The 22,413-nt window shown below is 69.2% G+C and carries 19 protein-coding genes and 1 pseudogene; 13 read left to right on the top strand and 7 right to left on the bottom strand.

Annotated features, from left to right (window positions below; genetic code table 11):
• Positions 1 to 69 precede the first annotated feature (69 nt).
• The 3 genes from ACWEKS_RS14345 to ACWEKS_RS14335 all read right to left on the bottom strand — a co-directional run bounded on the left by ACWEKS_RS14345 (position 70) and on the right by ACWEKS_RS14335 (position 4,026).
• On the bottom strand, positions 70 to 369 hold the full coding sequence (locus ACWEKS_RS14345) for a hypothetical protein (RefSeq protein ID WP_452340478.1): 300 nt from the start codon (positions 367 to 369) through the stop codon (positions 70 to 72).
• Positions 370 to 629: 260 nt separating this feature from the next.
• Positions 630 to 1,511, bottom strand: a complete 882-nt coding sequence (locus ACWEKS_RS14340) for a sulfite exporter TauE/SafE family protein (protein ID WP_452340477.1) — start codon at positions 1,509 to 1,511, stop codon at positions 630 to 632.
• Positions 1,512 to 1,671: 160 nt separating this feature from the next.
• Positions 1,672 to 4,026, bottom strand: coding sequence for a hypothetical protein (locus tag ACWEKS_RS14335; protein WP_452340476.1), 2,355 nt, complete (start codon positions 4,024 to 4,026; stop codon positions 1,672 to 1,674).
• Positions 4,027 to 4,106: 80 nt separating this feature from the next.
• Between ACWEKS_RS14335 and ACWEKS_RS14330 the strand changes: the two genes are divergently transcribed.
• Positions 4,107 to 5,012 (top strand): LysR family transcriptional regulator, encoded by a 906-nt coding sequence (locus ACWEKS_RS14330; RefSeq protein WP_452340475.1) that lies wholly within the window; start codon positions 4,107 to 4,109, stop codon positions 5,010 to 5,012.
• Positions 5,013 to 5,153: 141 nt separating this feature from the next.
• On the top strand, positions 5,154 to 6,752 hold the full coding sequence (locus ACWEKS_RS14325) for a GMC family oxidoreductase (RefSeq protein WP_452340474.1): 1,599 nt from the start codon (positions 5,154 to 5,156) through the stop codon (positions 6,750 to 6,752).
• Between the two features lie 161 nt (positions 6,753 to 6,913).
• Here ACWEKS_RS14325 and ACWEKS_RS14320 read toward each other — a convergent pair whose 3' ends face one another.
• Positions 6,914 to 7,615 carry an SDR family NAD(P)-dependent oxidoreductase gene (locus ACWEKS_RS14320; RefSeq protein WP_452340473.1) on the bottom strand — a complete coding sequence of 234 codons (702 nt, stop codon included), beginning with the start codon at positions 7,613 to 7,615 and terminating at the stop codon, positions 6,914 to 6,916.
• Between the two features lie 136 nt (positions 7,616 to 7,751).
• Between ACWEKS_RS14320 and ACWEKS_RS14315 the strand changes: the two genes are divergently transcribed.
• The 6 genes and pseudogenes from ACWEKS_RS14315 (at position 7,752) to ACWEKS_RS14290 (ending at position 13,232) form a co-directional block, all read left to right on the top strand.
• Positions 7,752 to 8,591, top strand: coding sequence for a helix-turn-helix domain-containing protein (locus tag ACWEKS_RS14315; RefSeq protein WP_452340472.1), 840 nt, complete (start codon positions 7,752 to 7,754; stop codon positions 8,589 to 8,591).
• A gap of 164 nt (positions 8,592 to 8,755) precedes the next feature.
• Complete coding sequence (locus tag ACWEKS_RS14310) at positions 8,756 to 8,962, top strand: hypothetical protein (protein WP_452340471.1); 207 nt, start codon at positions 8,756 to 8,758, stop codon at positions 8,960 to 8,962.
• 1 nt (position 8,963) lies between these two features.
• Positions 8,964 to 9,815 carry an alpha/beta fold hydrolase gene (locus ACWEKS_RS14305; protein ID WP_452340470.1) on the top strand — a complete coding sequence of 284 codons (852 nt, stop codon included), beginning with the start codon at positions 8,964 to 8,966 and terminating at the stop codon, positions 9,813 to 9,815.
• Between the two features lie 34 nt (positions 9,816 to 9,849).
• Entirely contained in the window at positions 9,850 to 10,296 is a 447-nt protein-coding gene (locus ACWEKS_RS14300; protein ID WP_452340469.1) for a VOC family protein, read from the top strand.
• 22 nt (positions 10,297 to 10,318) lie between these two features.
• On the top strand, positions 10,319 to 11,794 hold the full coding sequence (locus ACWEKS_RS14295) for a dihydrolipoyl dehydrogenase family protein (RefSeq protein ID WP_452340468.1): 1,476 nt from the start codon (positions 10,319 to 10,321) through the stop codon (positions 11,792 to 11,794).
• Positions 11,791 to 13,232, top strand: a pseudogene (locus ACWEKS_RS14290) (aldehyde dehydrogenase). Before ACWEKS_RS14295 ends, ACWEKS_RS14290 begins: the two are co-directional and overlap by 4 nt.
• Positions 13,233 to 13,331: 99 nt before the next feature.
• On the opposite strand, the gene ACWEKS_RS14285 reads toward ACWEKS_RS14290, so the two are convergent.
• Both ACWEKS_RS14285 and ACWEKS_RS14280 read right to left on the bottom strand, forming a co-directional pair.
• On the bottom strand, positions 13,332 to 14,381 hold the full coding sequence (locus ACWEKS_RS14285) for an alpha/beta fold hydrolase (protein WP_452340467.1): 1,050 nt from the start codon (positions 14,379 to 14,381) through the stop codon (positions 13,332 to 13,334).
• A 69-nt stretch (positions 14,382 to 14,450) separates the two neighbouring features.
• Positions 14,451 to 17,165 (bottom strand): ATP-binding protein, encoded by a 2,715-nt coding sequence (locus ACWEKS_RS14280; protein ID WP_452340466.1) that lies wholly within the window; start codon positions 17,163 to 17,165, stop codon positions 14,451 to 14,453.
• 129 nt (positions 17,166 to 17,294) lie between these two features.
• On the opposite strand from ACWEKS_RS14280, the gene ACWEKS_RS14275 reads away from it, so the two are divergent.
• From ACWEKS_RS14275 to ACWEKS_RS14255, 5 genes are all read left to right on the top strand, one after another.
• Positions 17,295 to 17,723, top strand: a complete 429-nt coding sequence (locus tag ACWEKS_RS14275; protein WP_452340465.1) for a hypothetical protein — start codon at positions 17,295 to 17,297, stop codon at positions 17,721 to 17,723.
• A complete protein-coding gene (locus ACWEKS_RS14270) occupies positions 17,723 to 17,842 on the top strand; it encodes an alpha/beta fold hydrolase (protein ID WP_452340464.1) in 120 nt (39 codons plus the stop codon). The genes ACWEKS_RS14275 and ACWEKS_RS14270 overlap by 1 nt, the downstream gene beginning before the upstream one ends.
• Before the next feature lie 5 nt (positions 17,843 to 17,847).
• Complete coding sequence (locus tag ACWEKS_RS14265; RefSeq protein ID WP_452340463.1) at positions 17,848 to 17,988, top strand: hypothetical protein; 141 nt, start codon at positions 17,848 to 17,850, stop codon at positions 17,986 to 17,988.
• Positions 17,989 to 18,037: 49 nt separating this feature from the next.
• Positions 18,038 to 18,625 (top strand): DUF308 domain-containing protein, encoded by a 588-nt coding sequence (locus tag ACWEKS_RS14260; protein ID WP_452340462.1) that lies wholly within the window; start codon positions 18,038 to 18,040, stop codon positions 18,623 to 18,625.
• A 120-nt stretch (positions 18,626 to 18,745) separates the two neighbouring features.
• The gene (locus tag ACWEKS_RS14255; protein ID WP_452340461.1) at positions 18,746 to 21,964 is read left to right on the top strand and encodes a BTAD domain-containing putative transcriptional regulator; all 3,219 of its coding nucleotides are present in this window, start codon (positions 18,746 to 18,748) and stop codon (positions 21,962 to 21,964) included.
• Here ACWEKS_RS14255 and ACWEKS_RS14250 read toward each other — a convergent pair.
• Positions 21,954 to 22,391 carry a nuclear transport factor 2 family protein gene (locus ACWEKS_RS14250; RefSeq protein ID WP_452340460.1) on the bottom strand — a complete coding sequence of 146 codons (438 nt, stop codon included), beginning with the start codon at positions 22,389 to 22,391 and terminating at the stop codon, positions 21,954 to 21,956. The genes ACWEKS_RS14255 and ACWEKS_RS14250 overlap by 11 nt on opposite strands.
• Positions 22,392 to 22,413 lie beyond the last annotated feature (22 nt).

Genomic DNA, 22,413 nt, shown 5'->3' with positions numbered 1-22,413 from the left:
CTTTACCCGCAGAGCTGGTGTTCGTGACGCGGCGCGTTGACGCCGCGCCGCATCTGCCGAGCGCGATCGTCAGTGTTCGTCGTAGTGCCCGTTGTGGGGTGCGTGCCGGTGCCCATCGTGGATGTAGTCGACGTGGTCGCCATGGGGCACGGCGGTGTGGCCGCAGTCCTCGCCGTGGACGTGATCGTGGCTTTCGTGCGCGGTGTGCGCGGTCGGTTCGCACTCGTCGTAGTGATCGCCGTGTGCGCGGTGCAGGTGACCGTCGTGTACGTAGTCGGTGTGGTCGTTGTGTGGAACAGCTACATGTCCGCAACCTTCGCCGTGATGGTGGTCGTGCTCGGCGTGCGTCGCATGCTCGGGTGTGGTCATGATCCTCGTTCCTTTCTCGTGCCTCTCTTCGTGCGCTTCCCCGCCGCTGTCATTTTCACATCATAATGTGCGCATCCTTTTGTGTATGTGCTGATAGGTAGCTATTTCTCAGGTGGCCGGATGTGCTCGGCAGCTTGCCGGTTCGCACAGATGACCGGTTCGGATTCGGCATGGAAAAGGGGCGGAATGGCTGTCACGTTGCTGGTAACGATTTCGGATTTCACGATCTCGTGAAGGTTGCAAGATGGCTGGTCTGGTTTTCAGCAAACGCGCTGTGCCGTCACCGCTGTTCGAGGCTTGACGGTGGTGAGGAGGGCGCTGGCGGTGAGTGCGAAGGCCGCGGCGAGTGAGATGACGGTGATGGTCGCGTGGAGGAGGGCCAGGGCCGAGGCGGTGAGGACGGCGGTGAAGGCGGGGCGGATGATCGCGGCGGGGGAGCGGGAGGAGAGGAGGGCGCCGAGTATCACGCCCGGGATCGCGCCCAGGACAAGGGATCCGGTGAGGGCGAGGCGGACATCGCCGAACAGCAGGTGCCCGAGGGTGGCGGCGGCGACGAGGGGGATGGCCTGCACGATGTCGGTGCCCACCAGCTGGTTGGGGCGCAGGGTGGGGTAGACGATCACCAGTGCGGCCATCATGACCGCGCCCGCGCCGACGGAGGTGAGTCCGACGAGCAGGCCGCCGAGGACTCCGATCAGGACGGTCGGGACGGGACGGATCGTCAGCGGCGGGTCATCGGTGGCGAGCGGGCTCTGCCGTCCGCGTTCGATCGCCTGGCGTACGAGGGTGAAGACGACGGACAGGGTCAGTCCGACCCCGATGGCGAATTTCAGATTGTTCTGGACGGCCGCGGCGTGGCCGAGCACACCGACCAGGACCGCGCCGAGGAAGGCCGACGGGACCGATCCGAGGGCGAGCAGCCCGGCCAGCCGCCAGTGAACTGTTCTGCGGCGCAGGTGAACCGGGACCGCGAACGGTTTCATGATGAGCGAGGCGAACAGGTCGTTGGAGATGGCGGCCAGGGGTGGGATGCCGAAGCCGAGGACGAGCACCGAGGTCAGCAGGGCGCCGCCGCCCATGCCGGTGAGGCCGACGAAGAACCCGATGACGAGCCCGACGGCGCCCAGGGTGGGGGAATGCATGTGTGTGTGCCTTCTGAGGATGACGCGCGGCCGGTCTCGGCGCGCGGTGCGGAGAATCGGGCAGGAGTGCCGGAGGGCTCACACGATGCGGTGGTGATGCGCATCAGGTCGATGTGCAGGCGGCGGATCAGCCTGATGCGGGCGGGAATCGCCATGGGGTTCAGAGGTTTTCGGTGCGCGTGAGGAACAGCGGACTGGTCCACGCCTGGTGGCCGTCGAATTGGCGGGCACGAAGGTAGACGGCACTGTCGCGCGGCGGCACCGCGAGAGTAACGGCGCCGCGCACGCTGACCGGGAGCCCGGCCGGGTCGGCGATGCGTTCGATCCGGAGCCGGAGATCGAGCCCGCCCATGGCGAGTTCCCGGTGGCCCGACCGGATCAGCTCGGCACCGGTCACCTCGAGCGTGCCGCGCCGATCGTCCTCGCGCACGGTCGTCTCCAGCTCGAAGCGGGCGGTGGCAAGCGCTCCGAGGGTCAGGACCACGCCGATATCCGCGCCGTAAGTTTTTGTGTGCCAAGTGATCTCGTCACCGGTTGCAACGATCTGCTGCTCGGGATGCAGGGCCGCCCAGGTCTCGGCGGTCACGACGTCGGTGCCGGTGATCCGCATTCGTCCGGTCCAGCTCGCCCAGCGATACCGATCGCGATGGCGGGCCCCGCCCCAGCGCACGCGAACGAGCGTGTCCGACAAGCCGGTTTCGGCGTGCAGGTCGCGCCGCCAGACCTCGCCGGTGGTGTCGAAGAGCCGTATCTCCTCCCACCCGGTGGTGCCGTACACGGCGTACTCGGCATCGAGTTCTGTTGCGGCGGAGACGATATCGTCACCCATCCACCGATCGCCGGAGCGCAGCAGGGCGACGGCGCGGGCGCCGGTGGTGGCCCAGGTGCGCCGGGCGCGCAGGGTCCGTCCGACCTCGGCGGCGGTCAGTTCGGGTGCGAGCACGCCGGTCAGGCCGCCGGCCGCCCCGAAGATATTGGCGCCGGGCGCACCGCTGCCGGGCCGTCCGCGGTGCTCGTCGCTGGCGGCGCTGACGCCCAGGCGCAGCCCGCGGGCGAGGGCGTCCTCGAGGAACCAGGGGCTCGAGCCCCAGGTGGAGTGGACCTCGATCAGCCGCTCCAATTCCGGGTGATGCCAGTCGAGGACGGCGCGCCGACCGCCGACGTGCGGGATGAGCAGGTAGGAGTCGGGGTCCTTGTCGTAGGCCGCGTACAGCTCGGTGATGGGCCAGGTTTCGGGCACGGGCGTGGTGCTCGACATGTTCGCGTGCCAGCTGAGCGAGCGGGCGAGAGTGGTTTCCTCGCCGAGGAATACGACATTGTGGTCGCCGCCGACGCCCGCGGTGCCGCACCATTCCACACCCGGATAGCAGACGAACCGGCCGTCCTCCCCGGCCCGGCGGCAGGCGGCGACCACCTCGTCCCAGGTTTCGTCGGTGATCTGGAAGTCGTTGGCGGTGTAGCCGAGCACATCCAGCGCGCCGATCTCGCGTCCGTAGGCGAGATTCCATGCGGTGTCCTGGGTTCCGACGGTGTCGTCGGAGTGCACGTGCAGGTCGGCGAAGAACGCGCGCGGTGCCGGCAGGTCGGCGATGGCATCGAGGTGGCAGCGCGCGGATGCGACTGCGCCGCCGTCGAATTCGGCCGTCACCAGGATCTCGTTGATGTCGCCGACCGGCGGCACGGTGAGGGTGGCGCGCGCCCAGCCCGTCGCAGGCGTGGTCGCGGTCGCGACGGTGCGGTCCGCGCGGGTGGCGCGCAGCCGGACGGGCAGGTCACGGCAGGCGTTGCCCCAGCGGTCCTGCAGATGCGCGTGCAGGTCGACCGCCCCGGCATCGGCGCGCACCAGCCGGGGGCCGTGCACGACCAGGCGTTCGGGCGGGCCGGGCACGACAGCGAGACGGCAGGCGCCGGCGTGTGCCATGCGGGAGGTGCCGAGCGGATCCACGAACAGATGGAAGGCGAAGGCATCCTCCACGAAGGTCTGCACCCGGGTACCGGGACCACCGAAACGCCGGTCTCCGAGCCGGATTTCGATCACGTCACCGGGCCGCAGGTACCCGTCCACCACATGGACGAGGACGGATTTCTGGAAGGGGCGCTCGCCGCCCTTCACGTCGTAGCGCACGTCCAGGCGTTGTGCGGTGGCAGCGCTGTCCGGTGACGCGCCGCCGATCAGTGAGCGGTGTATCAGCCGCGCGCTGGCATAGTCGCGTCCGGCGGGGTCACCGACCTGGAGGTCCCAGTCCGAGTAGTACCGGAAGCAGAGCTTGAGCCATCCGCTGTCGGCGATCCCGGAGCTGCCGACGGTGTAGGTCAGCACCAGTTCCTCCGTCGCGCCCGCGGTCAGGGTGTGGGCCGAGCAGGTCAGCGTTCCCAGGAACGGCAGGGCCGTGATCTCGCCGGTAATGCGCTCGCGCACAGCGGGATCCGAGCAATCGTTGACTCGCGGGCCGCCGTGCGGGCGCAGCGGCACCGGGGCCGTCGGGGAGAGTCGGAGATCGGGGTGCGTGGGCATGCCGATGATTCTGGGCCGCCCGAACTATCCAGTCCAAGGTATAAATATGATCGTATTCATCATCGAGAGTGATTGATCGGATGAACCTTCAGCAGTTGCGCTATGTGGTCGCCGTGGCCGAGCTCGGCAGTTTCACCAAGGCGGCCGCCGATCTGTTCGTCGTGCAGTCGGCGCTGAGCCAGCAGGTGCGCAAACTCGAGGACGAACTCGGGGTGCGGCTGTTCGCGCGCACCACCCGGTCGGTCGTCCCGACCCCGGAGGGGGAGGCGCTGCTCCCGCAGATCCGGCAGGTGCTCGCCGGAGTGGACCGGCTCCTCATCGACGCGCAAGCGCTGCACGGCGCCGTGCGCGGCCGGTTGACCGTGGGGCTGATGGAGGTGCCGCCGGAGCTGCTGGACGTCGCCGCGCTCATGGCGGCCTTCCATGCCCGCTATCCGGAAGTGAGCGTGACACTGCGCAGCGGCGGCAGCGACCTGCTGGTCGGTGCGGTGCGCGACCGGAAACTCGATGTCGCGATCGTGGGACTGGCCGTCGAATCGGCCATGGCGCACGTGGAATTCACCCCGCTGCTGAGCGAGCCGTTGGTCGCGGTGCTGCCGGTCGATCATCCGGCGTCGGCGGGCGCGTCGGTTTCCGTGCACGACCTGGCGGCCTGCCCGTTCATCGACTTCCCGCCCGGCTACGGCCTGCGCCACGAGACCGACTGCGGATTCACCAGTGTGACAAGGCATGTCGCGTTCGAGGTGACCCGAGTCGAGCAGGTGGCCCAGTTCGTCCGTCAGGGTCTGGGCGTGGCGTTGCTGCCGGAGTCCGTCGCCCGGTCGCATGCCGACCGGGACGCGAGCCTGGTGCTGCGGCAAGTATCCGACGCCGCACTGCGGCGGCAGGTCAACCTGGTGACGCCCCGAGCCCCGGTCTCGGCCGCCTGCCAGGCGTTCGTCCGGTGCGTGAACGAATTCGTGCTCAGCGCCGTGCACTCGCGGTGATGCCCGGACACCAACCGGGCCAACTCCGCCTATCCGTGCTCCGAAACGAGTTCCTGGGCGGCCGCTTTCGAGTACTTTCGCAACATGTTCCAGTTTCGTCGGTGACTCGCGGCGAGACCTGTGCGGACAGAAGGGCTGGTCATGGCGGCGACGGACTACATCATCATCGGTTCCGGGAGCGCCGGGGCCATTATTGCCCGCAGGCTGGCCGATACCGGCGCCGCTGTCACGCTGCTCGAGGCGGGCGGTCGTGACAACAGCCGGCTGGTGCGCAAGCCCGGCATGATCGGCCCGATGCACAGCGTGCCGCAGCTGAAGAAGCGGATCGACTGGGGCCACTACACCGTCGAGCAGAAGCATGCCCTGGGCCGAACCATCCCGCAGACGCACGGCAGGGTGGTCGGCGGTTCGAGCTCGGTCAACGGCATGGTGTTCGTGCGCGGCAACCGGCGGAACTTCGACGACTGGGCCGGCGAGAGCAACAGCGGCTGGTCGTATGAGGACGTGCTGCCGAGCTTCAAGAAATTCGAGTCGTTCGAGGACGGCGCCAGCGAGTTCCGCGGTGGCGCAGGTCCGATCAAGGTGATCCGGGCGCGCGATCTGACGCCCGCGTCGGAGTCGTTCATGGAGGCGCTGGCCGAAACCACCGATCTGCCGCGCAACCCCGACTACAACGGCGCCGAGCAGGAAGGCGTCTCGATCTTCCAGCAGAGCAACAGCAACGGGTTGCGCTACAGCACCTCGGTCGGTTATCTCGACGATCGCCCGAAAAACCTCACCGTGCTGCCGAATACGCACGTGACGCGCATTGTGATCGAGAACGGCCGGGCGACCGGTGTGGAATACCGGACCGAGCAGGGCAATGTAGTACTGCGTGCCGAGCGCGAGATCATCGTCAGCGCAGGCGCATTCGGCTCCCCGCAGCTGCTCATGCTCTCGGGCATCGGACCGGCCGACCATCTCCGCGCCTTCGGCATCGACGTCGTCGCCGACCTCCCGGTGGGCGACAACCTGCACGACCACCTGTTCGTGCCGATGACCTTCGCCATGCCGACCGCCGTGCGCCGTTCGTCCGCGGGTTATTTCGCCTGGGCGTTTCTGCGGGAGTCGTTGCGCAACAACAGCACCTGGCTGTCGCGCAGCGTGTTCGAAGTCGTCGCCTTCCTGCGTACCCCGCATGCGGCCGGGGCGCCCGATCTGCAACTGCACGTGCTGCCGTGGAGCTATCCCGGCCCCAATCAGGATGCCCCGATCCGCCACACCCCCGATCCGCGCCGGTCACTGACCGTCCTGGTGACGATGATCTACCCGCAGAGCCGGGGCACGCTGCGCCTGACCTCGGCCGACCCCGCCGCGGCGCCCGCCATCGACCCCAACTATCTCGCCGAGCAGCGCGACGTGGACACACTCGTGTACGGCATGGAGCTGACCCGAGAGGTCATGGCCGCGAAGTCGATCATCGGCGCGGTGGACACCGAGATCTCTCCGGGCCCGCAATACCCCGCCCGCCCCGAGCTGGCCGCCGAAGTCCCCAACCGCGCAACCACCGTCTACCACCCCGTCGGCACCTGCCGCATGGGTGTAGACGACCGCGCAGTCGTAGACCCGACGCTCCGGGTGCGCGGAGTAGACGGACTGCGCGTCGCCGACGCCTCGATCATGCCGAGCATCGTCGGCGGCAACACCAACGCGTCCACCATGATGATCGGCGAACACGCCGCCTCGATCATCCTGGCCTGAGCCCGTGTGGAATTCAGCGGATCTGTGTGGCTTGTGACCACACCACCTGCCACCGGCCGTCGAGGAATTCGTAGTTGTCGGTGTGGTTCCCTCTACTGTCGATGGCTACCCGGACAGTTTGCCGCTGACGGTCATCGCCGAGGTCGCGGGGACCTCGGGCGCTACCAGGGCAAAGTTCCGGAGGCATCGAAATAGCCTCCGGTGGGGCCATTTTGGGGAACGCGGGCCATCCGTACGATGATCTCGGCACCCTCTTCGACGGTCTGGTTGCCTGCGTGGGCGTTGAGGTCGGTCGCGGTGTATCCGGGCTCCACCGCGTTGATCCGAATATCGGGGAATGCTTTCGCGTATTGCACGGTGATTCTGTTCAGTGCGGTCTTCGATGCGGGATAGGACAGTCCGGGATAGGCGTAGGTATGGGTGCCCGGGGTGGTGCCGCGTGCCATCGAGGCCAGGGAACTGCTGACATTGACGATGACCGGTGCGGTGGATTGCCGTAGTAGCGGCAGGAACGCGTGCACGACGCGCACGACACCGAAAACATTGGTGTCGAATACCGTTCGCATCATGTCGGCTGTGACCTCGGCCAGGTCGACCGCGCCATTGCCCTCGATATCGATGCCCGCGTTGTTGACCAGGACGTCGAGTCCGCCGTCCGCCTCGATGATCTTCGCGGCCGCGGCGGCGGACGCGTCGTCGGTGACATCCAGCTGGACGGAGCGTGCCCCGATTTCCGCCGCGGCGAGCCGCCCACGTTCGGCGTCGCGGCTGCCGACATACACCGTGTGGCCCGCCGCGACGAGCCGACGGGCGGTTTCGAAACCCAGCCCCTTGTTGGCGCCGGTAATGAGTGTTGTTGTCATGTCTTCAGATTCGCGCCGCCCGGCGGCATCAGCCAGTCGCCTGATCTTCCTGGGACTGTCGATACCAGGCTGGGACGGTCGATTCCGCGCAATCCGCCGACGGTGAGCGGATCGGCGAACGGGCAGAATGAATCCCATGGCGACAGCGGAATTCGGAGTAGCGGTGCGGCGCTGGCGCGATCAGGTATCGCCCGACGCCGTAGGGCTGTCGGCGAATGGCGCGCGCCGTGCGCCGGGCCTGCGCCGTGAGGAACTGGCGCTGCTGGCCGGTATCTCCGTCGACTACGTCACCCGGCTCGAACAGGGCCGGGCATCCAACCCCTCGCCCCAGGTGGTCGAGGCGCTGGCGCGGGCCTTGCGCTTGTCGGCCGACGAGCGTGCGCATCTGTATCGGCTGGCCGGACTGGTACTGCCCGAGCCCGGAACCGTCCCGACCGCTATCCCGCCCGCGGTACAGCGCATGCTGGATCGGCTGGTCGGCATCCCGGTCGCCGTCTTCGACGCGTCCTGGACACTGTTGCAAGCGAATCCGGCATGCGCGGCGCTGCTGGGCGATTCCACGACCTGGCGGGGCAACGAACGCAACCGGGTGTGGCGGCATTTCATCGGCCCCGGCTCCCTCGGCCGCTACGCACCGGACACCCTCGAATCCCTCGAAACCGCACTGGTATCCGACCTGCGCGCCGCCGAGGCCCGCTACCCCGCCGACCAGCGCCTGCGCCACCTCATCGCCGACCTGCGCACCCACAGCCCCCGCTTCGCCGCACGGTGGGAGTCCGGCGCCGTCGCCGGCTACGACATCACGGTCAAGACCATCGACCACCCGACCGCGGGCGCCCTGACCCTGGACTGCGCCGTCCTCACGGTGGCGGGCTGCGACCTGCGAATCATGATCGACACCGCCGAGCCCGGCAGCGCGGACGCCGAACGCCTTTCCCTGCTCACCGCCCTCGGAACCGCAACCGCCATCGGCTGATCATTCGGGCCGGACGGCGTCGGACTACGTCACCCGAACTCGGCCTGACCGACAGTAATTACGTCATCCGACGCTCGCCGCGGCATTCCCGCGAAACCTATCTTCCTCGACGCGGACCTTCGCGCCCGCGATTCACGGCTCGCGAAGAGGAAGGGGTCCCACCGATGACAGCCACATCCCAGTACGCCGTCGCCGACGGCCCGGTGGCCGAGGTCGGCGCCACACCCGCACAGGTCTCGCCGGCCTGGCCGCTGCATCGATCGCCGGGTGACGACTACGTCATGGTCGGCGTCAGCCGACAGATGTGGCGGTGGGGGAGCGGAAACCAGAGTGGAAGCCGCACAACGTGCTTCACCTCGAAAGGACAATGACATGGTCGACATTCGACACCTCCGGATGCGGCGCGCGGGCCGGGCGATCGCGGCGGTCACGGCGGCGGTCGCGGCCGGTAGCCTCGCCGTCGCGTGCACCGCGAGCACCACCACCCATGCCGGACCGACCGAGGACGCGCCGAAGCCGACCATCGTGCTGGTGCACGGCGCGTTCGCGGACGGATCGAGCTGGAACGATGTCATCGACCAACTCCGCAAGGACCACTATCCGGTTGTCGCGGCAGCCGATCCGCTGCGCGGGCCCGCCGCCGACGCCACCACGCTGCGGGGGCTGGTCAGCCACATCAACGGACCCGTCGTGCTGGTCGGGCACTCCTACGGCGGATCGGTCATCAGCGCCGCCGCGGCCGGCAGCGATCAGGTCAAGGCCCTGGTGTACGTGGCGGCGTTCCTGCCCGCACCCGGCGAGACCGCGCTGGAGCTGACCAACAAGTTCCCCGGGTCCACCCTGCCCGGCACGCTGGACCCGGTCCCGTTCACCAATCCCGACGGCAGCAGCGGCACCGACCTGTACATCCAGCAGGCCAAGTTCCACGACCAGTTCGCCGCCGACGTCCCCGCCGACCGCGCCGCCCTGGCCGCCGCCGCCCAGCGCCCGATCCTGCAGGCCGCGCTCGAGGAGAAGGCCACCGTCGCCGCCTGGACCGACAAGCCCAGCTGGGACGTGATCACCACCCAGGACCTCAACATCCCCGTTGCGGCACAACGGTTCATGGCCGAGCGGGCGCACGCACAGGTCACCGAGATCGCGGCCTCGCACTCGGTGGCCGTCTCGCACCCCGATCGGGTGGCCGAGGTGATCGAGCGGGCCGCCAAGCATTCCGCCCACTGACAATCGCGAAAGACATTCGAGGAGAACACGAATCATGGATATGAAACTGGAAGTCGTCGTCCTGCCCGTCGCCGACGTCGATCGCGCCAAGGTCTTCTACACCGAGCGCCTCGGCTTCCGTCTCGACGCCGATTTCCCCGTGGACGACGGTTATCGCGTCGTGCAGGTCACCCCGCCCGGCTCGGAGTGCTCGATCATCTTCGGCACCGGCGTCACCGGGGCCGCGCCCGGATCCCTGCGGGGTCTGCATCTGATCGTCACCGATATCGAGAAGGCCGTCGCGGAGTTGACCGGACGCGGGATCGCGGTGGACGGACCGTTCCGCGATGCCACCGGCGTGTTCCACCATGCCGGAACCGAAAGGCGGGTCCCCGGAGCGGATCCGCAGCGCCGCAGTTACGGATCGTTCGCCGCTTTCACCGATCCGGACGGCAACGACTGGTTCCTGCAGGAAATCACGCAGCGCGCACCCGGCCGCTGACTCGGCCATCGAAGGGAACCTCATGTCCGACAAGGAAGTTCGTACCTACGACGTCGTGGTCGTCGGGGCCGGGCCGGTCGGTGAGAATGTCGCCGACCGCACCCGCGCCGCCGGGTTGAGCACCGTGATCGTCGAATCCGAACTGGTGGGCGGCGAATGCTCGTACTGGGCATGCGAACCCAGCAAGGCGCTGCTGCGTCCCGCGCTGCTCTACCGCGAGGCCGCCCGCTTCCCCGGTGTCGGGGAGGCGGTCACCGGACCCCTAGACACGGCCGCGGTGCTGAAGCATCGTGACCGGATGGTGGCCGACTGGGACGACCGGGACCAGCTCGACTGGCTCGCCTCGGTCGATGTCGAACTCATCCGTGGCCACGGCCGGCTCGCGGGACCCCGGCGCGTGACGGTCGAGACGCCGGAGGGCGAGACCGTGCGGCTCGCCGCCCGTTATGCGGTGGCCGTGTGCACCGGCACGTCGGCCGCTCTGCCGCCACTGCCCGGCCTGGATGCCGTGCGGCCGTGGACGAGTCGCGAAGCCACCAGCGCCCGGGCGGTACCGGACCGGCTCGCGATTCTGGGAGCCGGAGTCGTCGCCACCGAGATGGCCGCCGCCTGGCAGGCATTGGGCGCGCGGGTCACCCTCATCGCCCGCGAATCCCGGCTGCTGGGCCGTGTCGAAGCCTTCGCCGCGGACCTGGTCGCCGAGCAGCTCCGGGACGCCGGAGTGGACCTGCGGTTCGGTACCACCATCACCGCCGCCGAGCGCGCGGGCGGACCCGACGACAGCATCCACCTCACCCTCGCCGACGGCACCCGGCTGGTCGCCGATGAACTCTTGCTCGCGACCGGACGCGCACCCCGGACCGACGACCTCGGCCTCGACACGATCGGCCTGACGCCCGGCCAGTGGCTCACCACCGACGACGCCTTCACCGTGACCGCGGTCGACGGGGAGTGGCTGTACGCGGTCGGGGACGTGAATCACCGTGCGCTGCTGACCCATCAGGGCAAGTACCAGGCCCGCATCGCCGGGACGGTCATCGCCGCCCGCGCGCGCGGGCTGGCACTGGACACCGGACGCTGGGGTCGCCACGCGGGAACCGCCGACCTCGAGGCGGTGCCGCAGGTCGTGTTCACCGACCCGGAGATCGCGGCGGTGGGTCTCACCACCGACGACGCCGCGCGCGCCGGGCGCGGCGTGGACGTCGTCGACTACGACATCGGCCGGGTCGCCGGGGCGATCCAGCACGATCCCGGCTATCGGGGCCGGGCCCGAGTCCTGATCGACCCGGACCGCCGGGTCATCGTGGGCGCGACCTTCGCCGGACCGGGCGTCGCCGAACTGCTGCACTCGGCCACCATCGCCATCGCCGGCGAGGTCCCCCTCGACCGCCTCTGGCATGCGGTGCCGTCCTTTCCCACCATCAGTGAAGTCTGGCTCCGGCTGCTGGAAACCTATCGCGACCAACAGCATTCGCCGACCGCAGGAGAAACCAGATGATCACCTACGATCGGCTCTACGTCGGCGGTTCGTGGACCGAACCCAGCGAACCGGCACTGCTGGAGATCCTCTCGCCGCACGATCGATCGGTCATCGGCTGGGCGGCGCAGGCGCAACCCGCCGATGTGGACCGCGCGGTGGCGGCGGCGCACGCGGCCTTCGAGGGCCGCGTCTGGCGTGATACCCCGCCCACCGAGCGAATCGCGGCGCTGCGACGGTTCAACAAGCTGCGCGAGGAGCAGGCCGACCGGATCGCCGAGCTCATCACCGACGAAAACGGTTCCGCCGCATGGTTCACCAAGGCCGGCCAGGCCGGTCTGACCCGGCAGGCGAATGCCTACCTCGCGGCCGCCGAGAATCTCGACTGGGAGCACACGCTCACCCCGTCGGACCCGGATACCGGTGTGCGCAGTTTGGTCCGGCGCGAACCGGTCGGCGTGGTGGCGGCGGTGATCCCGTGGAATTCGCCTTTCTCCTCGGCGACGTCGAAGATCCTGCCCGCCCTGCTCGCCGGAAATTCGGTGGTGTTGAAGGTGTCTCCGGAGAATTCGCTGAGCATGGGTCTGCTGGCCGAGCTGGTGGATCGAATCGGCCTGCCGGAGGGCGTGATCAGCGTGCTGCCCGCGGATCGGGAAACGAGCGAGTACCTGATCTCCCATCCGCGCGTGGACAAGATCGCGTTCACCGGCTCGACCGGGGCCGGTCGCCGGATCGCGTCCATCGCTGGCACCCAGCTCAAACGGGTGAGTCTCGAACTGGGCGGCAAATCGCCGGCGGTGATCCTGCCCGATGCGGATCTGACGGCGGTGATGAACGGCCTGAAATTCGGCTCGCTCTCGAACAATGGAGAGTCCTGTATCGCCCAGACGCGGATCCTCGCCCCGCGCTCCCGCTACGAGGAGGTGGTCGCGGCGCTGGCGGCGCTGGTCGAGTCCTTGCCGGTCGGTGATCCGCGCGACCCGGAAACCTTCATCGGGCCCATGGTGCGCGGCGATCAGCAACAGCGGGTCCGCGATTACATCGAGGCCGGTATCGCCGAAGGCGCGCGCCTGGTGTGTGGCGGTCCGCAGGTCCCGCCCGGACTGCGGGACGGCTTCTATGTCACCCCAACTGTTTTCGCCGACGTCACCCCGGACATGCGCATCGCCCGTGCGGAAATCTTCGGCCGGTCCTGGTCGTGCTCGCCTACGACGACATCGACGACGCGGTGCGCATCGCCAACGACTCCGACTACGGACTCTCCGGTGGCGTCTGGTCGGCGGACGAGGCCGCCGCGCTGGCCGTTGCCCGCCGCATCCGGACCGGCACGGTCACCATCAACGGTGCGCCGATCGGATTCGACGGCCCCTTCGGCGGATTCAAGACCAGCGGCATCGGCCGCGAGTACGGCGCGGTCGGTTTGGGCCAGTACACCGAGTATCAGACGATCACCGTCTGACACCCTGGTAAGGCGGTGCGTGCGATCGAGTCCGGCGAGACCGGACAGCGAACCGCCGGGCCCAGCGGCAGCTGCCGGGCCCGGCGGTGCACGGGTTGTTCAGAGGTGGTCGGCGTCGATGATCGCCTGCGCGAACGGATGTGGCGCCTCCTGCGGGACGTTGTGCCCGATGCCGTCGAGGACACGGTGCTCATGTTTACCGGTGTACTTGGCGGCGTAGGGCTTTCCGTCCTTGGCGGTTCCGTCGAAGTCGCTGCCGATGGTGATCGCGGGCACGGTGATGGCGGGTCCGGTGGCGAGCTGCTGTTCGTAGGCGTCGTATTGCGGCTCGCCCGGGGCCAGGCTCAAGCGCCACCGATAATTGGTGATGACGATGTCGACATGGTCGGGATTGTCGAAGGCGGCCGCGGTGCGGTCGTAGGTCGCGTCGTCGAAATTCCATGCCGGGGACGCGCGCTTCCAGATCAGCTTGTTGAAGTCGTGCCGATTGCGGGTGTAGCCGAGGCGACCGCGTTCGGTGGCGAAGTAGTACTGGTACCACCAGCCGAGTTCGGCCTCCGGCGGCAGTGGCTGCTGCTGTGCCGCCTGCTGCGTGACGATGTACCCGCTCACCGCGACCATCGCCTTGACGCGCTGCGGCCACAGCGCGGCGATGATGTCGACCGTGCGTGCGCCCCAATCGAATCCACCGAGCACGGCCCGGTCGATGTGCAGCGCGTCCATGAAGTCGACGATGTCGCGCGCGATCGCCGACTGCTGGCCGTTGCGGACGGTCTGCGCGGACAAGAAGGTGGTCGGGCCGTAGCCGCGCAGGAATGGGACGAGGACCCGGTACCCGGCCGCCGCCAGCAGCGGCCCGACATCGGCGTAGCTGTAGGCGTCGTAGGGCCAGCCGTGCAAGAGGATCACGGGCTGCCCGGTGCTGGGCCCGAATTCCGCGTAGCCGACGCTGAGGACACCGGCGTCGATCTGCTTGATCGGTCCCAGTGTCGTATTCGCGCCCGAGCCCTTCCGCAGGTCCGCGCCGACCGGAGTCGTGGTCGCCGGCGCGGTCGCGGAATCCGTGGCGCAGGCGCTCAGCGAGGCCGCGGCCAGGCTTGCCGCGCCCGCTGCGAGCGCACCACCGAAAAATCGTCTGCTGATGTTCATGTCATCAGACGCTAGGAACCGGGCGACCGGAGTCGCGAGCGTCGGATGACGTACTCGGTGTCGGTTGGGCTACCGCGCCGGCTCGTCCTCGGTCGACAGCAGCGCCGCGAGGTCACCGCGCGAACTGATCCCGAGCTTCGGGAAGATGCGGTGCAGGTGCGTGCTGACGGTCCGGTGCGACAGGTACAGCCGCTGCCCGATCTCCCGATTGGTCAGCCCCTGCGCCGCCAGCTGCGCGATGCTCAGCTCGTGCGGGGTGAGCCGCTCGCGGGCATCCGGATCGCGGTTCGGGCTCGATTCGCCCGCACTGCGCAGTTCCAGGCGGGCCCGCTCGCTCCACGCCGTGAAGCCCAGCGCATCGAAAGTCTCTCGGGCCGTGCGCAAATGGGTGCGGGACTCCACCACCCGGCGCTGCCGCCGCAGCCACTCGCCATAGGCGAGATGCAGGCGGCCGCGTTCGGCGGGCCACCCGGTGAGATCCGCCTCCAGCGCGGCGGTGAACAGCTTGCCGGCCGAGTCACCGGCGAGCACCGCTCGGGCATACCGCATTCCGATGTGCAGGGCGGGCGACGACGTGGACTCCGCCACCGGTTCCAGGCCGCGCAACAGTTCCGCCGCCGCGTCGGTCTGCCCTGCGCGGACCGCGGCCTCGGCGAGTTCGGTGAGGAAACACGCGCGCAGCGCCGGCGAATACGACGGGTCGCGCGGATCGTGGATGCGGGCCAGATCGGTGAAGGCGTCGTCGAATCGGCCCTCACCGAGCGCGATCAGCCCCCGGGTGAGCTGCACGGTGGCCAGCACGGGCCGCGCACCGGCGGCCAGTCCGGTCCGTTCGGCGTCCGCCGTGAGCTCGGCGGCCTGCAAGTAGTCGCCACGCAGAGCCGCGATTTCGGCCTGTACCGCGATGACCACCGCATGCATGAACGGCGCCGCGGTCTCGCGGGCGAAGGCCGCGGCCTCGGCCGCGATGGGCGCGGCGGCGGCGAGGTCACCGAGCCGGGCCAGGCTCCAGGCCTGGATCGCGAGGGCCCGGGTCAGCAGCCCCAGCCGTCCGGCGGAACGGAATCCGGGTGCGGCGGCGCCGGCGAACTGCGCCGCGAGGTCGAAGGCGCCGACCTGGTATGCCGCGCTGCTGAGAAAGTGATCGACCTCCGGATCGCGGCCCGTGGTCGCGGCCAGCGCCCGCAGGTGGCGCAGCACCTGTTCGCCGCGTTCGAACGGGGCCACGATCGAGTCGATCGCCAGCTTGCGCGGGTCACCGTCGGGAATGCCGAAGGTGTCGGCGACCGCGAGGACCGCGCGCCGGGTCTCCGGCCCGGGTTCGGACCAGAAGCACCGCATGGCCGCACCCCACATGATCCGCAGCGCGGGATCCGGATACCCTTCGGCGGCGACGGAGGCCGCGAGCGCGGCCAGTTCGCCGATGCGCGACGGACTTTCGCGCATGCCGTCCTCGAATCCGCTCAGCAGCCACTTCGCGGTGGCCTCCTGCGCGGGGGTGAGGGGGAGGGTGCGCGCGGCGTCGACCAGTCGGTCGGCCGTGTCGCGGTGACCGGAGTCGACGGCCAGTTCGGCCGCACGCAACAGGCGATCCGCGCGCCGGCCCGGGGTGGCGCTGAGCGCGGCGGCCCGCTCCAGCGCCGCGACCGCACCGCCGCGGTGCCGGGACCGTTCGGCGACATCCTCGAGCGCCGCGGCCACCTCCTCGTCGGCTCCGGCGGTACCCGCCGCCCGATGCCACACCTGGCGATCCGGAGACGCGGTGAGCAGGTCGGCGAGCGCCAGATGCGCGCGGCGGCGCTCCTCGGCCGTCGCGGCCGCCACGAGAGCCGAGCGGACCAGTGGATGGCGGAAAGTCACTGTGCCGGAACCGATATCGATCAACCGGGCCGCCACGGCGGGGGCGAGAATGTCAGCCCCGACCTCGGACCCCAGGAGAATCCCTGCGGCAGCGAGTGTTTCGGCGACCGAATCGCCGTCGTCGAGCGCCGCGACCAGCAATGCCGACCGGGTGCGCTCGGGCAACGCAGCACTGCGCGCCGAGAACGCTCGTTCGAGGCGTTCGGTCAACGGGAGGGTCGGCACCGGTTCGGCGAGATCCCCGACGGCCGTGGGCAGTTCGGTCAGGGCGAGCGGATTGCCGTGCGCCTCGGCGAGCACCCGGCGGCGGACCTGGGCGGACAGCTCCGGCGCGGTGCTGTCGAGCACGGCGTTCGCGTCCGCATCGGACAGCGGGCCGAGCCGCATGGCGGTCAGCTCGGCGTCGCGCAGCGGCGAGTTCGTGCCGTCGCGCACGGTGGCGACCAGGGCGACGGGCTCGGAGTCGATACGGCGTGCGACGAAGGCGAGGACCTCGGCGCTGGCGGGATCGAGCCAGTGCACGTCCTCGGCGACGACCAGCAGCGGCTGTTCGGCCGCCAGATCGGCCAGCAGTGTCAGGGCGGCGAGCCCCACCAGGTGGGGGCTGGGCTCGCCCACGGCATCCGACATGCCCAGGGCGGTTGTCAGCGACTCGAACTGGCGCGCCGGCAGGGCATCGAACGCGCGGCGCAGCGGGTACAGCAGCCGCTGCAGCCCGGCGTAGTCGAGGCCGTGTTCGGCTTCCGCACCCGCGGTCCGCAGCACCCGCAGCCCCGTGGCGGCCGCGATGGCGACCGTCTCCTCGACGAGCGACGACTTGCCGATTCCGGGTTCCCCTTCGATCAGGATGCCGCTCTGGTCGCCGGGGCCGTCCACGAGTGCGGCCAGGGCTTTCAGCTCGGTGTCTCGTCCGACCATCGGCATGGGTGGTGCTCTCCTCCTGGACCCGTGACGACGTACGGGACCGGTCGCGACCTTACCGAAACAGGATTACGTCACCTCAACGTCAACTGACAGATTCGGCCGCCTGCCCGCGGCGGCGAAGGTATTTCCATGGCTACGGTACGTTTTCATCTCCTGTCCACACTGACTCCCGCCGAGGTCGTGCGGGTGCTCACCGACTTCGGCCCCACCCGCACCGAGGCGTGGCCGAGCATCGACGCCGAGCATTTCGTCGTCCACGACCGCGGCGAGACCTGGGCCGAGGTCACCGAAGGCACGGCCGGCGCCTGGGAACGCGCCCGCTACCAGTGGGATCCGGACGGCGACACCGTCACCATCACCACCCTGGATTCCAAGCTCTTCGGCGCGGGCGGGGGCTGGGTCTTCCGGGCCACGCCGGAAGCGGGCGGCACCCGGGTCGATGTCGAACTGACCCGGACTCCGCAGGCCTTCAAGGGCAAGCTGCTGGCGGCACTGCTGCCGCTGGTCGGACCGTCCTCGCTGCGCAAGTCGTTCGCCGGCCCGCTGCGGGCGGTGTGATGTCCGCGCCGCACTCGCGACTGGCCGTCCTGGAGCACAGCGGGCACATGGGGCATCTGGAAGAACCCCAGCGCTTCGACCACGCGGTCCGGGAATTCGTCTTCTCACCCAAGGAGTGATCGACATGTCTCCGTTTCGTGCGTTCCGCTGGGGCGAGCAGGTCAGTGCGGCAACGGTTTTCGCTGGTCCGGCGGCGCTCTGGAGCTGGGCCGAGCTCGCGGTACTGCACGGGCGGGGACCCACCACACGGGATCTCATCGGCTAGCGATCCCACCGCCTTTCCTGCCTCACCCCGATCGAATGGAAGAGTTTCCATGAACACCACTGCGGTACAGCCTGTTTCGATGTCCGGGCGCTCGTCGCTGATCCGCCTGTCCCTGGTCCGCGGCCTCCTGGCCATTGCATGGGCCCTGGCCTTCGCCGCGGCCCACGACCCCCTGAACGCCGTCGCGCTCACCCTGCTGATCGCCTACCCCCTCATCGACGCGGTGTCCTCCGCCATCGACTGGCTCGCGGTACCGGAGGGCTCCGAACGCCGCGTGACCGCCCTCAACGGCACCCTGAGCACCGTGGCCGCCATCGCCCTGGGCATCGCCGGAACCGCCGGCGGCGTGGCCGCCGTCCTGGCCGTATTCGGTGTCTGGGCAACGATATCCGGTGCGGCTCAACTCGCGGTCGGCCTCTACCGGCGCGGTCCCACCCTGGGCAAACAATGGCCCACCCTCATCTCCGGCGGCCTGTCCTTCCTGGTCGGCGCCGTCTACGTCGCCCAGGCCACCGCCCCCTCCCCATCCCTGAATGTCTTATCCGTCTACGCCACCGGCGGCGGCATCTTCTTCATAGCCCAAGCCGCACTACTGGTCTGGAAGTCGCGCTCCCAGGGAATGACCGGACAGGTATAGGCAATGTCATCGGTGCACCGCTGCGATCTGCGGCTGATACGACACTGACGGCTGATTGCCAGCGGGGGAACGCATCCTGGACGCCGTCGGCGGGCGAACGGGAACAGAAGGTGGCACAGGGTGATTCGGATCAGGCTGCTGGGGGCGGTGGAGGTGATCTCCGGCGATGGGGTGGTTGCCGGGGTGCGCGGGACGCGGCTGTCGGCGCTGCTGGCCATGCTGGCGCTCGAGGCCGGGAATGTGGTCCCGGTATCGAGGCTGATCGATGCGGTGTGGGGTGAGCAGCTGCCTGTTTCACCCGAGAATTCGCTGCAAAGCTTGGTGAAACGGCTGCGGGCGATCACCGGGCAGGATGCCGTGGTGTGGGTGGAACCGGGATACCTGCTGGCGGTCGAACCCGAAGCGGTGGACGCGATTCGGTTCGCGCGATTGCTCGACGCCGGGCGCGATGCGCTGTCGGAGGGCAGGCCGGACGATGCCGTGGGGGCGTTGGAACGGGCGCTGGGACTCTGCCGCGGACCGGCGCTCGGCGATGCCGTCGAGACCGCGGTGCTGCGCGTCGCGGCCGAGGTGCTCGCCGAACGGCGGCTGACGGCGATCGAGCTACACGCCGATGCCTTCCTCGCGCTCGGACGGGCCGCGGAGGTCGTGCGCGGGCTGGCCGCCGAGTCGGCCGCGCACCCGTTCCGGGAGTCGCTGGCGGCTCGCCTGGTGACGGCGCTGGCCGCCGCCGGTCGCACATCCGATGCGCTGCAGGAGTTCCGCCGCACCGAGCGGTTGCTGCGCACCGAACGCGGGGTCGAACCGTCGCCGGTGCTGCGCCGCGCGGTCGCGGACCTCGATCTGCCACCCGAACCACCCCACGTCCCCCGCGACGTGCCGGCGTCGCCTCGACGGCTCACCAGTTTCGTCGGCCGCGTCACGGAGGTCCCCGAGATCGCCGGGATGCTCGAGCGCCACCGCCTGGTGACGCTGGTCGGCCCCGGCGGTATCGGCAAGACCAGGCTGGCCACCGAACTGGTACTCGCACGTCCCGAACAATGGCCGGACGGAGTCGCATTCGCCGAACTGTCGGCGGTCACGCCGGAACGCCCGGGCGCCAGAGTCCGGAATGCGGTTGCGGCAGCGGTTTTCGCCGCCGTCGCACCGGGCGTGATCACCGATGAGCCCGGCCAGGACTGGATCGATCTGCTCGTCCGTATGCTGGGGCAGCGGCGGATGCTGCTCATTCTGGACAATTGCGAGCACCTGATCGCCGCGGCGGCCGATCTGGTGGTGAGTCTGCTGGATCGGCTTCCGCTGCTGACTGTTCTCGCGACCAGCCGTCAGCTGCTGGCGGTGGATTGTGAACAGTTGTACCCGGTGCGGGCCCTGCCGGTACCCGCGGCAGATGTGACGGTCGAGGAGGCCGCCGCCAGCACCGCCGTCCGGCTGTTCATGGATCGTGCTGTCGCGGTCCGGCCGGATTTCCACCTGTCCGAGGACAATTGCCGTGCGGTCGCGGCCGTCATCCGCAGACTCGACGGGGTGCCGCTGGCGCTCGAGCTCGCCGCCGCCCGCCTGCACGGCCTGTCACCGCGGGCGCTCGCCGACCGGCTCGACGATCGTTTCGCCCTGCTGGCCAACGGATCCCGTGGGGCGGCGCCTCGGCATCGCTCGCTGCGGGCAATGGTTGCCTGGAGCTGGGGGCTGCTGCCCGCCGCCGATGCCGAGTTGGCCCGCCGCGTTTCGGTTTTCGCCGGCGGCGCGACCTTGGATGCTGTCGTGGGGGTGTGCGGAACAGACTTCGACGATGCCGAGGCCGTCGCCGATCGGCTGGCCGGATTGGTCGCGATGTCATTGGTGGAATTCGACGGCCACCGCTATCGGATGCTCGACACCATTCGCGCCTACGCGGCGGAGGAACTGGCCCGGGTGGGTGAGACCGAGCGGTGGGAACGCGCGCATGCCGCGTGGTTCGTCGACTTCAGCGAGGTCGGCGCGCGGGAATTGCGTGGGCCTGCCCAGCACGAATGGCTGCACCGATTCGCCGCCGAACACGGCAACTGTGAAGCGGCTCTGGGCTGGGCGGTGCGGCATCGGGCACCGGAATTCGCCGTGCGGCTGTTCGGTGATCTGGCCTTGTACTGGTTGCTGCGCGGACACCGAGCCCAGGTGTCGGCCTGGCGATCCGAGGTGCTCGGCGTCGCAGGCGCGCGGATACCGCCCGGCTGCACGGGATCGTTTCTGATGTGCCGGTACGCCGAGGAATTCCCGGAACCGACAGTGACTGTCGTATCGGAGTCGATTGCCGACGCCTCCGTCGAGTTCGAACAACTGATCCGGGTGGCGATGGCCGAACCACGCGGTGTGCATCCGTTCTTCGTGCTGATCCTGGCCTTGCGGGAGCATCACCGCGGCGATCCGAGTCTGCTCGACCGCTGCGCGATCGACGAGGATGCCGGACTACGCGGCCATGCGCTGATACTGCGGGCGTTCGAGGATGTCGACGCCAAGCCGATCGCGCACATCTTCACCGATCTCGAAGCGGCCGTGGACTGCTTGACCGAATCCGGTGATCCGCGCACGCTGAGCACGGCGCTGCTCACACTGGCGCAAATGCGTGCCATCTGGCACGGAGTCGGCTGCGCCGCACCGTTGATCAGCCGTGCGACGGAACTGCTGACCGCCGAACTCGGTGCCGATGTCCTGTACCGGACATTGGCCGCCGCCGCGAACCTGCATCTTGCCGATGGCGATGTCGCGGGCGCCGCCGGCTATCTCGCCCGCGCCGAGCGCATCGACCCCGCGGAGCTGACCGACCGCCTGGGACACAGCCGATGCCTTGTCCAGGCCCACCTGGCATGGCGGGAAGGGCGGACCGACCGCGCACTCGAGCTCTTCGGGCCGGTTTTCGCGGCCACACCGCTGATCACCGACCACCGCAACGTCATGCGAATGTATTCGCCGGTCTACTGGCGTGTCACGTACGCGAACGTATTGCTCGAGGCGGGCCGGACAGAGTGCGCCGCGCACCATCTGCGGATCTGTCGCGAGTATGCGGTCTCCGTGACCCCGTTGATGCTGTTGGACGTGGCGTTCGGGCATGCGCTGGCGGCTCTTGCCTCGGGCCTGCCCGAACTGGCCGCGCGGATCATCGGCATCCTGCGACGGGAGTACCAGCGCGAGGGCCGCACGGTGCTCGGACCGGACGGCGAGCGCGCGGTGGCCCTAGCCCGGAACATGCTCGGCGACACGGCATTCGAGAGGGTTTCGGGCGAAGGGGACGCCACCGCGCTGGAGGCGCTGCTCATCGAGGCCGAACACGCCGCGCTCGCCATTACGGACGCTACGCGATGAGCCCCCGGTTGCCCCGGCCCCAGGTCGCGGTCATCACGACCGCGCGGATCCGCCAGTCGCCCGCCGCGCGGGTCAGGTCGAAGCGATAGGTTCCGCCCAATGTCCATGTCGGCGCGCCGAATCGATCGGCGAGGACGTGCGTGGCCTGGAAGTAGGCGGTGCAGACGGCGGTGTCGCCGTCCACGGTCACCAGATGGTTGGTGATCACGTGCTGGGTCGCATCGAACTTGCCCAGCACCTGCGACCACGCGGCGCCGATCTGTGTGGGTGTCAGCGTCACCGGCTCGCCGCCGTTGAGACTGGTGTAGTCCAGGACGGCCTCCTGGGTGAAGACCTCGCCCAGCCGGTCCCAGTCCCGGTGATCGGCGAGCCAGGCCATGAGGGAGCAGGTCGCGATGATGTCGAGCCGATCCTGCACAGCATTCATGATGTCGAGTTCTCCTGTCGTG

Source organism: Nocardia sp. NPDC004711 (assembly GCF_053601595.1).
Note: the sequence above shows the minus strand (reverse complement) of the source record. Positions and strands in the feature narration are given on the sequence as shown.

What these genes read in the sequence shown, in the direction of transcription:
- ACWEKS_RS14345 (WP_452340478.1), bottom strand. Translation starts at nt 369, where the DNA reads ATGACCACACCCGAGCATGCGACGCACGCCGAGCACGACCACCATCAC.
- ACWEKS_RS14340 (WP_452340477.1), bottom strand. Translation starts at nt 1,511, where the DNA reads ATGCATTCCCCCACCCTGGGCGCCGTCGGGCTCGTCATCGGGTTCTTC.
- ACWEKS_RS14335 (WP_452340476.1), bottom strand. Translation starts at nt 4,026, where the DNA reads ATGCCCACGCACCCCGATCTCCGACTCTCCCCGACGGCCCCGGTGCCG.
- ACWEKS_RS14330 (WP_452340475.1), top strand. Translation starts at nt 4,107, where the DNA reads ATGAACCTTCAGCAGTTGCGCTATGTGGTCGCCGTGGCCGAGCTCGGC.
- ACWEKS_RS14325 (WP_452340474.1), top strand. Translation starts at nt 5,154, where the DNA reads ATGGCGGCGACGGACTACATCATCATCGGTTCCGGGAGCGCCGGGGCC.
- ACWEKS_RS14320 (WP_452340473.1), bottom strand. Translation starts at nt 7,615, where the DNA reads ATGACAACAACACTCATTACCGGCGCCAACAAGGGGCTGGGTTTCGAA.
- ACWEKS_RS14315 (WP_452340472.1), top strand. Translation starts at nt 7,752, where the DNA reads ATGGCGACAGCGGAATTCGGAGTAGCGGTGCGGCGCTGGCGCGATCAG.
- ACWEKS_RS14310 (WP_452340471.1), top strand. Translation starts at nt 8,756, where the DNA reads ATGACAGCCACATCCCAGTACGCCGTCGCCGACGGCCCGGTGGCCGAG.
- ACWEKS_RS14305 (WP_452340470.1), top strand. Translation starts at nt 8,964, where the DNA reads ATGGTCGACATTCGACACCTCCGGATGCGGCGCGCGGGCCGGGCGATC.
- ACWEKS_RS14300 (WP_452340469.1), top strand. Translation starts at nt 9,850, where the DNA reads ATGGATATGAAACTGGAAGTCGTCGTCCTGCCCGTCGCCGACGTCGAT.
- ACWEKS_RS14295 (WP_452340468.1), top strand. Translation starts at nt 10,319, where the DNA reads ATGTCCGACAAGGAAGTTCGTACCTACGACGTCGTGGTCGTCGGGGCC.
- ACWEKS_RS14285 (WP_452340467.1), bottom strand. Translation starts at nt 14,381, where the DNA reads ATGAACATCAGCAGACGATTTTTCGGTGGTGCGCTCGCAGCGGGCGCG.
- ACWEKS_RS14280 (WP_452340466.1), bottom strand. Translation starts at nt 17,165, where the DNA reads ATGCCGATGGTCGGACGAGACACCGAGCTGAAAGCCCTGGCCGCACTC.
- ACWEKS_RS14275 (WP_452340465.1), top strand. Translation starts at nt 17,295, where the DNA reads ATGGCTACGGTACGTTTTCATCTCCTGTCCACACTGACTCCCGCCGAG.
- ACWEKS_RS14270 (WP_452340464.1), top strand. Translation starts at nt 17,723, where the DNA reads ATGTCCGCGCCGCACTCGCGACTGGCCGTCCTGGAGCACAGCGGGCAC.
- ACWEKS_RS14265 (WP_452340463.1), top strand. Translation starts at nt 17,848, where the DNA reads ATGTCTCCGTTTCGTGCGTTCCGCTGGGGCGAGCAGGTCAGTGCGGCA.
- ACWEKS_RS14260 (WP_452340462.1), top strand. Translation starts at nt 18,038, where the DNA reads ATGAACACCACTGCGGTACAGCCTGTTTCGATGTCCGGGCGCTCGTCG.
- ACWEKS_RS14250 (WP_452340460.1), bottom strand. Translation starts at nt 22,391, where the DNA reads ATGAATGCTGTGCAGGATCGGCTCGACATCATCGCGACCTGCTCCCTC.